The sequence below is a fragment of the Planotetraspora phitsanulokensis genome (assembly GCF_016863295.1).
GTDB classification, from domain to species: domain Bacteria; phylum Actinomycetota; class Actinomycetes; order Streptosporangiales; family Streptosporangiaceae; genus Planotetraspora; species Planotetraspora phitsanulokensis.
In genome coordinates this window covers 151056-163993 of the sequence record NZ_BOOP01000019.1, presented here as the reverse complement: position 1 = coordinate 163993, position 12938 = coordinate 151056, and the positions used below count along the sequence as shown (strand labels likewise).

The 12938-nt window shown below is 70.1% G+C and carries 10 protein-coding genes and 1 riboswitch; of the genes, 8 read left to right on the top strand and 2 right to left on the bottom strand.

From position 1 onward, the window contains the following. Positions 1-11: 11 nt before the first annotated feature. Positions 12-127, bottom strand: a riboswitch (SAM riboswitch). A 121-nt stretch (positions 128-248) separates the two neighbouring features. Further along, positions 249-1448, top strand: a complete 1200-nt coding sequence (locus Pph01_RS20740; protein WP_204074775.1) for a cytochrome P450 — start codon at positions 249-251, stop codon at positions 1446-1448. A gap of 60 nt (positions 1449-1508) precedes the next feature. Here Pph01_RS20740 and Pph01_RS20735 read toward each other — a convergent pair whose 3' ends face one another. Then, positions 1509-2492 carry an SAM-dependent methyltransferase gene (locus tag Pph01_RS20735; RefSeq protein WP_204074774.1) on the bottom strand — a complete coding sequence of 328 codons (984 nt, stop codon included), beginning with the start codon at positions 2490-2492 and terminating at the stop codon, positions 1509-1511. A 147-nt stretch (positions 2493-2639) separates the two neighbouring features. On the opposite strand from Pph01_RS20735, the gene Pph01_RS20730 reads away from it, so the two are divergent. From Pph01_RS20730 to Pph01_RS20700, 7 genes are all read left to right on the top strand, one after another. Continuing rightward, positions 2640-3530 (top strand): Rossmann-like and DUF2520 domain-containing protein, encoded by an 891-nt coding sequence (locus Pph01_RS20730; protein ID WP_204074773.1) that lies wholly within the window; start codon positions 2640-2642, stop codon positions 3528-3530. Beyond that, positions 3521-4369 carry a pantoate--beta-alanine ligase gene (gene panC, locus Pph01_RS20725; protein ID WP_204074772.1) on the top strand — a complete coding sequence of 283 codons (849 nt, stop codon included), beginning with the start codon at positions 3521-3523 and terminating at the stop codon, positions 4367-4369. The genes Pph01_RS20730 and panC overlap by 10 nt, the downstream gene beginning before the upstream one ends. Positions 4370-4562: 193 nt before the next feature. Continuing rightward, positions 4563-7061 carry an L-aspartate oxidase gene (locus Pph01_RS20720; protein WP_204074771.1) on the top strand — a complete coding sequence of 833 codons (2499 nt, stop codon included), beginning with the start codon at positions 4563-4565 and terminating at the stop codon, positions 7059-7061. Positions 7062-7068: 7 nt separating this feature from the next. Continuing rightward, positions 7069-7851 carry a type III pantothenate kinase gene (locus tag Pph01_RS20715; protein ID WP_204074770.1) on the top strand — a complete coding sequence of 261 codons (783 nt, stop codon included), beginning with the start codon at positions 7069-7071 and terminating at the stop codon, positions 7849-7851. 59 nt (positions 7852-7910) lie between these two features. Beyond that, positions 7911-9587: a lysine--tRNA ligase gene (gene lysS, locus Pph01_RS20710; protein ID WP_239116877.1), complete on the top strand. Its 1677-nt coding sequence runs from the start codon at positions 7911-7913 to the stop codon at positions 9585-9587. Between the two features lie 21 nt (positions 9588-9608). Beyond that, a complete protein-coding gene (gene lysX / locus Pph01_RS20705; protein ID WP_275412854.1) occupies positions 9609-11087 on the top strand; it encodes a bifunctional lysylphosphatidylglycerol synthetase/lysine--tRNA ligase LysX in 1479 nt (492 codons plus the stop codon). Positions 11088-11430: 343 nt separating this feature from the next. Continuing rightward, on the top strand, positions 11431-11691 hold the full coding sequence (locus Pph01_RS20700) for a helix-turn-helix domain-containing protein (protein ID WP_204074769.1): 261 nt from the start codon (positions 11431-11433) through the stop codon (positions 11689-11691). A 187-nt stretch (positions 11692-11878) separates the two neighbouring features. Here Pph01_RS20700 and Pph01_RS20695 read toward each other — a convergent pair whose 3' ends face one another. After that, entirely contained in the window at positions 11879-12811 is a 933-nt protein-coding gene (locus tag Pph01_RS20695; protein ID WP_204074768.1) for a C40 family peptidase, read from the bottom strand. Positions 12812-12938 lie beyond the last annotated feature (127 nt).

Here is a 12938-nt window from a genome sequence, read left to right as displayed (position 1 = left end):
TCGTACGACGGAGCCCGCGCTTGCCCGGCACACCTCGTGCCGGACCTGGTCTTCACCCGGGGCACCCCGCCGCGGACGCGAGGGTTGCCGGCCAGCGAGCCGGGGCTTGACGCTGGCGCTCATGACCTGACGTGGACTATAACCGACCGCCCCCGGCTCTCCGCAAATCCCCAGGTGAAACAGGGTGAAGGTGGCAAATCGTGCGGCGACCGGGTGCGTCGCGCGACGGGGATCCGTATGGTGGCTTTGTGAAGTTTGATCCTTGGAATCCCCAGTTCGTGGCTCATCCGTACGACGCCTATCGCGATCTGCGGGACAACGAGCCGGTCAGCTTCTTCGAGCCGACGGGGCAGTGGCTGATCGCCCGGCACGCCGACGTCAACGCGCTGCTGCGCGACCGGCGCCTGGGCCGGTCGTACCTGCACGTCGGCTCGCACGAGGCCTTCGGGCGAGAGCCGGAGCCCGCCTTCCAGGAGCCGTTCTGGCGGGTGACCCGTACCGGGATGCTCGACGTGGAGCCCCCCGTCCACACCCGGCTGCGCCGCCTGGTGTCCAAGGCGTTCACCCCGCGGATGGTCGAGGCCCTTCGCCCCCGTGTGCGCCGCATCGCCACCGAACTGGTCGAGGGTTTCGTGGAGCGCGGCGGCGGAGACCTCATCGCGGAGGTGGCCGAGCCCCTACCCGTCACCGTGATCGCCGAGATGCTCGGCGTGCCCGAGGCCGACCGGCACCTGCTGCGGCCCTGGTCGGCCGACATCTGCAAGATGTACGAGCTGAACCCGCCGATGGAGTCTCAGCTGGCGGCGGTGCGGGCCTCGGTGGAGTTCGGCGACTACCTGCGCGAGCTGGCCAGGAAGCGACGGCAGGAGCCCGGCGACGACCTCATCTCGGCGCTCGCCCAGGTCGTCGACGAGGGGGACAGGCTCACGGAGGACGAGCTGGTCGGGACCTGCGTGCTCCTGCTCAACGCCGGCCACGAGGCGACGGTCAACGTCACCGGCAACGGATGGTGGTCGCTGTTCCGCAACCCCGCCGAGCTGGACCGGCTGCGGGCCGACCCCGGACTGCTGCCCACCGCGGTCGAGGAGCTCATGCGCTACGACACCCCGCTGCAACTGTTCGAGCGGTGGGTGCTCGAGGACATCGAGGTCGGCGGCGTGGAGATCCCGAAGGGAGTCGAGGTCGCGCTGCTGTTCGGCTCGTCCAACCGGGATCCCGCCGTGTTCGACGACCCGGACCGGCTGGACGTCGGGCGGGCCGAGAACCCGCACATCTCCTTCGGCGCGGGCATCCACTTCTGCCTGGGCGCGCCGCTGGCCCGCGTGGAGCTCATCGAGTCGTTCGGCGCGCTCCTGAGGGCCGCCCCCGGCCTGGCGCTCGTGGAGGAGCCGGTCTGGAAGCCCGGCTACGTGATCCGGGGCCTGGAGGCGCTGAAGGTCACCGTCTAGTTCGCTGACCGGCTCAGCCGGTTCCGTGGACTGGTCCGGCGGCCTGGGTCGTGGACCGGCTTAGCTGACTGGTTCGGCCTGATTCGTGGACTGGCTCAGCCAGCCGAACCCGCCGAGTCCGGCGGGGTCGATGAGCTCGGCCTCCTCGGACGCCCGGCTCAGCGCCCTGAGATAGCCGGTCGGGTCGTGCCCGGCCAGCTCCAGCGACGGCCGCTCGCCGCGTATCCCCAGCTCGCGCAGGGCGTCCCGCTGCGTGGTCAGCGTCGTGGACGCGGCCCCCGCCGCCTCACCCGCTGCGGCGCACGCGTCCAGGGCCACGTGCGCGGTGATGTCACAGGTCCCGTCAGGTACGGCCGGCACGATCGAACCGCCCCGGTAGCCCGTCAGCGTGCCGAGGGGCGGCCGCCGGTCCCTCTGGTGCGCGTAGTCGACGGCGACCGCCATGCCGCGCGAGAGCCGTACGAGCACCGAGGCCCAGGCCTCGTCGCGCGGCCGGCCGATCTCGGCGCGGCAGCCCGGTGAGCACATCGGCCACCAGCGCTTCAGCCAGGCGAGGTCGGCGGCGTCAGGCGTGGGCCCGAGACGTTCGTCACCCGTCGCGGGATCCACCAGCACCAGCCGCGGACCCGAGGGCGTCTGCTCGACGACGTCGAGAGGGATGTTGTCCAGCCATTCGTTGGCGACGACCAGGCCCTCCACCGCGGCGGGCGGAGTGGCGGCCCAGGCGATCCTCTCGTCGAGGCCCGTGGGGCGGGAGGACAGGTCGACGGCGGTCACGCGCAGCCGTACGGCCAGGTCCGGCGGGGCGGCGGCCAGGATCCGGGCGGCGAGCAGGCCGTCACCACTGCCGACGTCGACGAAGTCGATCACCGGTGGCCGTCCGAGCGCCGCGTCGACCCGGCAGGCCAGTTCCAGCAGGGCCCGGGCGAAGGACGGCGACGCGTGCACCGATGTCCGGAAGTGCTGGTCAGGCCGCTCACGCCGGTAGAAGCCGTCGTCGCCGTAGAGCGCCTCCTGAATGGCGTCGCGCCACGTGACCCACACGACACACCACGTTATCGGTCCCCGGCCTATGACGAAATGCGTACTCGCCGCCCGACATAGTCACATCACAAAAGGGACAAAATTCGACCGTTGGGTCCAGGCCAGGCAGGCGGGCGGTCGCCGCTACCCTGGGCGAGGGGAGGCGTCATGGACACTAGTGACCGCCCGGGGCGGCTCGCCGTAGGAGTGCTCGGCGCGGGACGGGTCGGCTCCGTTCTGGGGGCCGCGCTCGCGCTCGCGGGCCACCGCGTGGTGGCCGCCAGCGGGGTATCCGACGCGTCACATCGGCGTGCCATGGAGCGGCTGTCCGTGGAGCTGACCAGGCCGGACGATGTGATCACCCGATCCGATCTGGTGCTGCTCACCGTGCCGGACGACGTGCTTCCCGGACTGGTCGCCGGTCTGGCGGCCACCGGAGCCGACCTGCGGGGCAAGCTCCTCGTGCACGCCAGCGGCGCCTACGGCCTGGACGTCCTCGGCCCGGCGACCGATCTCGGCGCGCTTCCCCTGGCCCTGCATCCCGTGATGACGTTCACGGGCAGGGACGACGACCTCGTCAGGCTCAACGGGTGCTCGTTCGGCGTCACGGCGCCCGCCATGTTGCGGCCCGTGGCCGAGGCGCTGGTGATTGAGATGGGCGGCGAGCCGGTGTGGATCGCCGACCAGGACCGCGCCCTCTATCACGCGGCGATCGCCGGGGCGGCCAACCACATGGTCACCCTGATCGCGGAGTCGCAGGAACTGCTCGGCCGGATCGGGGTCGAGCATCCCGGGCGGTTGCTCGGCCCGCTGCTCGGTGCCGCGCTCGACAACGTGCTGCGGCTCGGCATCGCCGGGCTGACCGGTCCCGTGGTGCGCGGCGACGCGGGTACCGTGCGCAAGCATGTGGACGCGCTCATTCTGGCCGCCCCCGAGGCGGCCGACGCCTACGTGGCCCTCGCCAGGCTCACGGCGGACCGAGCGCTGGCCGCCGGGCTGCTGAAGCCCGAGGCCGCCGAACGCCTGTTGGACGCGCTGGGAGGGAACATATGGACGTGATCGTCGCAGGCGATCGCGCGGATCTGGTCAAGGCGAAGGACACGCTCGGTGCGGGCACGCTGGCGCTCGTGCCGACCATGGGGGCGCTCCACGAGGGTCATCGGTCGCTGATCCGGCTCGCTCGGGAGCATGCCAAGCACATCGCGGTCAGTGTCTTCGTCAATCCCCTCCAGTTCGGGCCAAGCGAGGATTTTTCCCGTTATCCACGGACATTTGAGGCTGATCTGGAGGTGTGCGCGGAGGAGGGCGTCGGTGTGGTCTTCGCACCCTCCGCCGACGAGATGTACCTCCCGGACCGCCAGGTCGGCGTCTCCTCCGGGGCGATGGGCACGATCGTCGAGGGCGCGTCCCGGCCGGGCCATTTCGACGGCGTCCTGACCGTGGTCCTGAAGTTGCTGAACCTGGTTCAGCCCGACGTCGCGGTCTTCGGCCAGAAAGACGCCCAGCAACTCGCGATGATCCGCCGCATGGTGGCCGACCTGGACGTCCCCGTCTCGATCGTCGGGGCACCCACCGTGCGGGAGCCCGACGGCCTGGCCCTGTCGAGCCGCAACCGGTATCTGTCGACGCGGGAGCGGACGACCGCGCTGTCCCTTTCCCAGGCCCTCGCGGCCGGGGCCGCGGAGACCGTGCCGTCCCGGGTTCTGGCGGCCGCGAAAGCCGTACTGAAGGGCGCCACGCGCCTGGACCCGCCCCTGCTGCTGGACTACGTGGAACTGGTCGATCCCCTGACGTTCCAGCCCGTGGACGACGCCCACCAGGGTGAGGCACTCCTCGTCGTCGCCGCCAAAGTAGGCAACACCCGCCTGATCGACAACACCCCCATCCTCCCCATGTGACCCCTCCCTCTGGGTTTCAGGGACGTGATCCCCTCCCTCTGGGCGTGATCATGCGTAAGTTCGCGGAGTCCCCCGCCCACCTGCCGGGCACTTCGCGAGCCTGTGCATGATCACCTCAAGTGAGGGGGTGGGGTGGGGAGGAAACGGGGAAAGGGGGGCGTTATCGTCATAGTGACGAAAGGGGAACCCCCTCATGGTGGCGATACCGAGAAAGCTCACTGCACCCGCTCCCGGATGGAGTGTGGACGCCGACGTCGTCGTGGTCGGGTCGGGCATCGCCGGCCTGACGGCGGCCCTGACCTACACCGAGCTCGCCCCTGAGGCGCGGGTCCTCGTCGTCACCAAGGACGTGCTGTCCGCCGGGTCCACGCGCTGGGCGCAGGGCGGGATCGCGGCGGTGCTCGACCCGGAGGACACCCCCGACGAGCACCTCAACGACACCCTCATCGCGGGTGTCGGCCTGTGCGACGAGGAGGCCGTGCGGATCCTGGTCACCGAGGGCCCCGACGCGCTGAAGCGGCTCATCGCTCACGGAGCCCGCTTCGACCGGGACCACGACGGCGAGCTCCAGCTGACCCGTGAGGGCGGCCATCGCCGCAATCGGATCGTCCATGCGGGCGGTGACGCCACGGGAGCGGAGGTGCAGCGCGCCCTCACCCAGGCCGTCCTCGCCGAGCCGCGCATCGAGGTCATCGAGCACGCTCTCGTCCTCGACCTGATCCAGGACGGAAGCGGCCGCGCCCGCGGGGTGACCCTGCACGTCATGGGTGAAGGCGCCCGGGACGGCGTGGGGGCCGCGAACGCCCGGGCCGTCGTGCTGGCCAGCGGCGGCATGGGCCAGATCTACGCCGCCACGACCAACCCGGTCGTCTCAACGGGCGACGGGGTGGCGCTGGCCCTGCGCGCGGGCGCGGTCGTCCGGGACATCGAATTCGTCCAGTTCCACCCCACGGTCCTCTGGCTCGGCGAAGGCTCGACCGGCCAGCAGCCCCTGGTGTCCGAGGCGGTACGCGGAGAGGGCGCGGTCCTGGTCGACGCGGACGGCGACAGGTTCATGCGGGACGTCCACGAGCTGGCCGACCTCGCGCCCCGCGACGTCGTGGCCAAAGCGATCACCCGGAAGATGAACGAGACCGGCGCCGACCACGTCTACCTGGACGCGCGGGACTTCGGTGAGGAGAAGTGGCGCACGAGGTTCCCGACGATCCTCGCGGTCTGCCGCGAGCACGGCATCGACCCGGTCACGCAGCCGATTCCGGTCGCCCCGGCGGCCCATTACGCCAGCGGCGGCGTCCGCACCGACCTGTACGGCAGGACCAGCGTTCCCGGCCTCTACGCGTGCGGTGAGGTGGCCTGCACGGGCGTGCACGGCGCCAACCGGCTCGCCTCCAACTCCCTGCTCGAGGGTCTCGTCTTCGCCGAACGCATCGCCTCCGACCTGGTCTCTCACACCGAGGCCCCCGAGGCGCCGGGCGTACTGGACAGGCCGGAGGGCCTGGTCGACCCCCGCGTGCGCACCAGGATCCAGAGCCACATGAGCCGGGGCGCCGGCGTGCTCCGCAGTGACGAGAGCCTCACCGAGGTCGCCCGCGCGCTCGAGAACGCCCGCTGGACCCCGATCGCCGTCGAGCCCTGCACCGAGTCGTGGGAGGCCACGAACCTGCTCACGGTGGCGTCCGCCCTCGTCGCGGCGGCCGCGGAGCGGGAGGAGACCCGCGGCGCCCACTGGCGTGAGGATCACCCGGAACGCGACGACGACCGCTGGCGGCTGCACATCGACATCTCCCTTGGAACGGAAGGACTGCACATGCGACACCAGGCCCACGACATCGACGCCGAGCTGGCCGGCCTGGGCATCGAGCCCGCCCGGCTCGCCCACCTGGTGTCCACGGCGCTCGACGAGGATCTCGCCGGCGGGCTGGACGTGACGTCGGCCGCCACCATCCCCGCGGACCAGACCGCGGTGGCCGACCTGGTCGCCCGCAAGGAGGGCGTGGTCGCCGGGCTCGCGGTCGCCGAGGCGGTCTTCCGCCAGGCGGGCTCGGAGATCGTCGTCGAACGCCGGGTCAAGGACGGCGACCGCGTCGGCCCCGGGGACGTCCTCATGACCGTCCACGGCCGCACCAGGGATCTGCTCACCCTGGAGCGGACCGCCCTGAACTTCGTCACCCATCTGTCGGGCGTCGCCACCGTCACCAGCCGGTGGGTGGACGCGGTCGCCGGGACCAAGGCCCGCGTACGGGACACCCGCAAGACGCTGCCGGGCCTGCGGGCACTGGAGAAGTACGCGGTGCACTGCGGCGGCGGCGTCAACCACCGGATGGGCCTCCACGACGCCGCCCTGATCAAGGACAACCACGTGGTCGCCGCGGGAGGAGTCGCCGAGGCGTTCCGCGCCGTACGGCAGGCCTTCCCCGGCATCCCGATCGAGGTCGAGGTGGACCGGATCGACCAGATCGAGCCGGTCCTGGCGGAGGGCGCCGAGGAGATCCTGCTCGACAACTTCACGGTGGAGCAGCTCGCCGAGGCCGTACGGCTGGTCGGAGGGCGGGCGCGCCTCGAGTCCAGCGGCGGCCTGACCCTCGACACCGCCCGCGCCGTGGCCGAGACCGGAGTCGACTATCTGGCGGTCGGAGCCCTCACTCACTCGGTCTCCGCGCTGGACATTGGTCTGGATCTTCGTGGTGCATAATCGGGGAATGCTGCTCACCATCGACGTCAGCAACACCCACACGGTGCTTGGCCTGTTCGAGGGTGAAGAGGTCATCGAGCACTGGCGGATCGCCACCGACTCCCGCCGCACCGCCGACGAGATCGCCGTCGTGCTGCAGGGACTGCTCGGCCAGTCCCCGATCCTCAAGGACGCGGACATCAGCGGCATCGCCATCTGCTCGACCGTCCCCTCGGTCCTGAACGAGATGCGCGAGATGTCCCGCCGCTACTACGGCGACGTGACGGCGGTTGTGGTCGAGCCGGGCGTCCGCACGGGCGTGCCCGTCCGGATGGACAACCCCAAGGAGGTCGGCAGCGACCGCATCGTCAACGCCCTCGCCGCCGCCACCCTGTACGGCGGGCCGTGCGTGATCGTCGACTTCGGCACGGCGACGTCGTTCGACGCGGTCTCCGCCCGGGGGGAGTACATCGGGGCGGTCACGGCCCCCGGTCTGGAGATCTCGGTGGACGCCCTGGCCACGGCCGGGGCGCAGTTGCACAAGGTGGAGCTGATCCGCCCGCGCTCGGTGATCGCGAAGAACACCGTTGAGGCCCTTCAGTCGGGCATCGTGTACGGCTTCGCGGGCCTGGTCGACGGCATCGTCGAGCGCATGACGGCGGAGCTGTCCGACGATCCCGACGACGTCACGGTGGTGGCCACCGGCTCGGGCGCTCCCCTCGTCGTCAGCGAGGCCCGGACCATCGACGTGCACGAGCCCTGGCTGACGTTGATCGGCCTGCGCCTGGTCTACACGCGGAACACCGCCTGAAGCACTCTCCGGCGTGCGGGACCATAGAAGGCAGGAACCCCTGAGAGAGGACTGCCGTGATGGACGCCGACTGGGTGGCGCGTTTCGCCGATGAGGTCATCGCCGAGGCCGAACGGCGCGCGCCGGGCAAACCCATCGTCTGCGCGTCCGGCCTCAGCCCCTCAGGCCCTATCCACCTGGGCAACCTGCGCGAGGTCATGACCCCGCACCTGGTCGCCGACGAGATCAGGCGGCGCGGGCACGAGTGCGTCCACATCCTGTCGTGGGACGACTTCGACCGGTTCCGCAAGGTCCCGGCGGGCGTCGACCCTTCGTGGTACGAGCACATCGGCAAGCCGCTGACCTCGGTGCCCGCCCCTCCCGGCAGCCCGTACGCCAACTGGGCCGAGCACTTCAAGGCCCCGATGGCCGCCGCCCTCGCCGAGATGGGCGTGGAGTTCCGCGGCATCAGCCAGACCGAGATGTACACCTCCGGGGCCTACCGGGAGCAGGTCCTGCTCGCCATGCGCGAGCGTAGGAAGATCGACGCCATCCTCGGCCAGTACCGGACCAAGGCGAAGGCCAAGGCCAAGGACGACGACGAGGCGGCCGCTCTCGAGGGTTCGGGGGCGGCGGGGGAGGACGACGGCTCCGGCGCCGGCGGTTACTACCCCTACAAGCCCTACTGCTCGGTCTGCGACCGCGATCTGACCACGGTCACGTCCTACGACGACGAGACGACCGCCCTCGCGTACACCTGCGCGTGCGGCCACTCCGAGACCGTGATGCTCACCGAGCACACCCGGGGCAAGCTGGTGTGGAAGGTCGACTGGCCGATGCGCTGGGCCTATGAGGGCGTGGTGTTCGAGCCCTCCGGAGTCGACCACACCTCGCCCGGGTCCTCCTTCGTCGTTGGCGGCCAGATCGTCAGGGAGGTCTTCGGCGCCGACCAGCCGATCGGCCCGATGTACGCGTTCGTCGGCATCAGCGGCATGGCCAAGATGAGCAGTTCCAAGGGCGGCGTGCCGACCCCGGCCGACGCCCTTTCGATCATGGAACCCGCTCTGCTGCGCTGGCTGTACGCGAGGCGCAGGCCCAACCAGTCGTTCAAGGTCTCCTTCGACCAGGAGATCCAGCGGATGTACGACGAGTGGGACACGTTGTCGCGGAAGATCGCGGACGGCACCGCGCTCCCGGCCGACCAGGCCGCCTACCGCCGCGCGGCGACCACCGCGTCGGTGACCCTCCCCGAGACCCCCCGGCGGTTGCCGTACCGGACGCTCGCCTCGGTGGCGGACATCACGGGGGGCGAGGAGGAGCAGACGCTGCGGATCCTCCGCGAGTTCGACCACGAGATCGCCGGGCTGGACGAGTTGCGGCCGCGGCTCGACCGGGCCCAGCACTGGGTGACGACCTATGTCCCCGCCGAGGACCGCACCCAGGTCCGTGAGGAGCCCGACACCGCGCTGCTCGCCTCCCTGGGCGCCACCGAGCGCGAGTCGCTCAAGCTGCTGTCCGACGGTCTCGACGAGCACTGGTCGCTCGACGGCCTGACCACGCTCGTGTACGGCGTGCCGAAGATCCAGGCCGGGCTCGACATCGGCGACAAGGCGGCGACACCCGAGCTGAAGGCCGCGCAGCGGGCGTTCTTCTCCCTGCTCTACCGGCTGCTGGTGGGACGCGAGACCGGGCCCCGGCTGCCCACGCTGCTGCTCACCGTGGGCCGTGATCGTGTACGTGGGTTGATCGACTCGTAGGCACCCGTACGCTGTGTGCCTGTGCATGAGCTTCCCGAGCAGATGCGTGTGCGCCGCGAGAAGTTGGACCGGCTGCGCGCCGACGGCATCGATCCCTACCCGGTGACCTTCCCCCGGACCGCGACCCTCGCCGAGGTCCGGGAGAAACACGCGGGCCTGGAGCAGGGAGTCGCGACGGGCGACCGGGTCGGCGTCACCGGGCGCGTCATGTTGTCGCGCGTCGGCGGGAAACTCTGCTTCGCCACGATCCGGGACGGCTCGGGCGAGCTTCAGGTCATGTTGTCACTCGACCGGGTGGGCGAGGAGTCGCTCGCCGCGTGGAAGCGCGACGTCGATCTCGGCGACCACGTCGGCATCGAGGGCGAGGTGGTCACCTCCCGGCGGGGTGAGCTCTCCGTGATGGCGGACGGCTGGCGGATCACGTCCAAGTGCCTGAGGCCGCTGCCGGACAAGCACGCGGGCCTCAGCGACCCGGAGGCCCGCGTACGGCACCGCTACCTTGACCTGATCGTCAACGACGAGGCCAGGCGGATGGCCCGCCTGCGCAGCGCCACGGTCAGGGCGGTGCGGGACTTCTGGCACGAGGAGGGCTATCTCGAGGTCGAGACCCCGATGTTGCAGCCGATCCACGGCGGCGCGGCGGCCCGGCCCTTCACGACCCACATCAACGCCTACGACATGGAGCTCTACCTTCGCATCGCGATCGAGCTCTACCTCAAGCGGCTGGTCGTCGGTGGCATCGAGAAGGTCTTCGAGATCAACCGCAACTTCCGCAACGAGGGCGCGGACTCCACGCACAACCCCGAGTTCACCATGCTCGAGGCGTACGGGACCTATCTCGACTACAACGACATGGCCGACCTGACCCAGCGCATGTACCAGCAGGCCGTGGTGGCGGCGCTCGGCACGTCCGTCGTGGTGCACGAGGGCCGGGAGATCGATCTCGGCGTGCGGGAATGGCCCCGCGTCACGCTGTACGGCTCGGTCTCCGAGGCGATCGGCGAGGACGTCACGCCTGAGGTTCCGCTCCACCAAGTCCGGAAATACGCGGAAAAGGCGGGAGTGGACTGGGAGCCCGCGTGGGGGCAGGGCAAGGTCGTTCAGGAGATCTTCGAGGCGCTGGTCGAGCACACCCTGATCCAGCCGACGTTCGTCATGGACTATCCGCTGGAGACCTCGCCTCTCACCCGTCAGCATCGGGACAATCCGCTGCTGACCGAGAAGTGGGACCTCATCGGCTTCGGCACCGAACTCGGCACCGCTTATTCGGAGCTGGTCGACCCGATCGAGCAGCGTCGCCGGCTGGAGGAGCAGTCCCTCCTGGCCGCCGGGGGCGACCCGGAGGCCATGCAACTCGACGAGGACTTCCTTGAGGCCCTGGAGTACGCCATGCCGCCCACCGGCGGCCTGGGCGTGGGGATCGACCGGATGATCATGGCTTTCACCGGCAAGAACATCCGCGAGACGATCCTCTTCCCGCTTGTCAGACCGACCGGCTGAGCCCTCGACGGAATTCGACGGGCCGGAGCGGCACGACGAATCTTCGGAAACCGAGCGGTGAATTCCGGAAGCCGAGCGGATGAATGGAAACCGGGCGATCGGGGCTGACCCGATCGCCCGGATCCGATTTGCGGGCCGACGAAATCACTGCACTGTGTGAAGTGTCCGTAAAGCCGGAAAGCAACCGGAATTTCATACTCCTGGGAACATTGATACTGCCGTGACGATATGTCTGGCCGGGCGCCGTTCTGCACAAGGCCGTACCTTGACGACCTTGTCTGACGGCGTTTACCTTCCCTGAGGGTGGGCCGACCCAATCATCGTCGTGGGGGAGGGCGGGACGATGGGGCTTCCTGACGTCGTCACGAGAGGCGAGGGCCTCGCAGTGGATCTCGCTACGGATGTCGAGCGCGCCGGTCTCACCGATGAGGACCTGGTGCTCCTCGCGGAACTGGCCAAGGGGGTCACCGCGGATCGCGTGGGCCGCAGCCTGGATGTGAGCGGGCGCACGGTGCGGCGGCGGTTGCGCAACATCTGCGATCAGATCGGAGTGGCGACCGCGATCGAGGCGGTCGCCTGGGCCGCGCGGCGCAGGCTCATCTAGGCCCCGTTCAGCGCGACTCCACCTTCTCGCAGGCGCGTGTGGTGCGGCTCATCTGAACGGGGTCTCGTCGCGGGATCGCGCGGCTCGTCTCGGGGACCGGTCTTGAAAGGCCGTCTCATCTCAGCACGACGCCGCGGGCCCCGGGCTTGGGACCTGCGGCGTCATGATGAGGACCGCCTCGTGGGGCTCAGTCCGCGATCCGTACGACTCCTGCGATGGGCCGGCCCGCGATCGGCGCGACGCGCACCACGTCGCCCGTGTGGGGCGCGTGGATCATGAAGCCGCCGCCGAGGAACATGCCGACGTGGTGCAGGTCCGAGTAGAAGAAGATGAGGTCGCCGGGGCGCATGTCCTTGGTGGAGACATGCGTGCCCGAGGTCCACTGGCTGCCGGTGTAGTGGGGCAGGCTGATCCCGACCGTGTGGTAGGCCGCCATCATCAGGCCGGAGCAGTCGAAGGAGCTCGGTCCCGCCGCTCCCCAGACGTACGGCTTCTGCTGCTGCGTCAGCGCCCACCGCGCCGCCTGGGCGGCCTTGCCGTCCCCGACGACGGGGAACGACACGCGCCTCGCGGCACCGCCGCTGACGCTCGCGGCGACCGTGCTGTAGAGCTTGCTCTCGGACTTCGCGACCAGCTTGGTGATCTTCTTGCGCTGGGACTCGAGGCTGGAGAGCAGCTTCTTCACCTCGGCCGCGCGCGCGGAGGCGCCGTCCTTCGCCCGCTCGGCCGCCTTCATCGCGTTGGCGACCTCGGTGACCTCCTGGCCCTGCTGCATCTCCAGGGCGTAGGTGGTGGAGGCCTGGTCGAGGTAGGTCTCGGGATCGATGCCGCCCATCAGAGCGAACGGCGCGGATCCGAAGCCGCCGTTCATGTACGAGTTCTGCGCGAGGTACGCGGCCTTCTGGCGGCGCTCGGCGAGTTCGTCCTCGCTCTTGGCGAGGGTCTTCTTGGCGACATCGGCCGAGCGCTGGGCGGCGGAGAGGCGGACGCGCTCGCCGTTGTACTGCTCGGTGAGGGCCTCGATGTCGCTGTAGAGCTTCTCGACCTCGGCGGCGAGTTGCTTGGTGGTGGGCTTGGGCTCAGCGGTGGCGGCCATCATGGGGGCGCCGACCGTGATCATGGTTATCGCTACGCCAACTAAGGCGAATCTCCGGATGGAGCCGGACAGAGCTCCGCCGGCCACAGGCTGCCGGTCTTGAGCATGTCTTCCGGCTGCCCGTCCTCGACGCACGCGCAACAAGACTCCT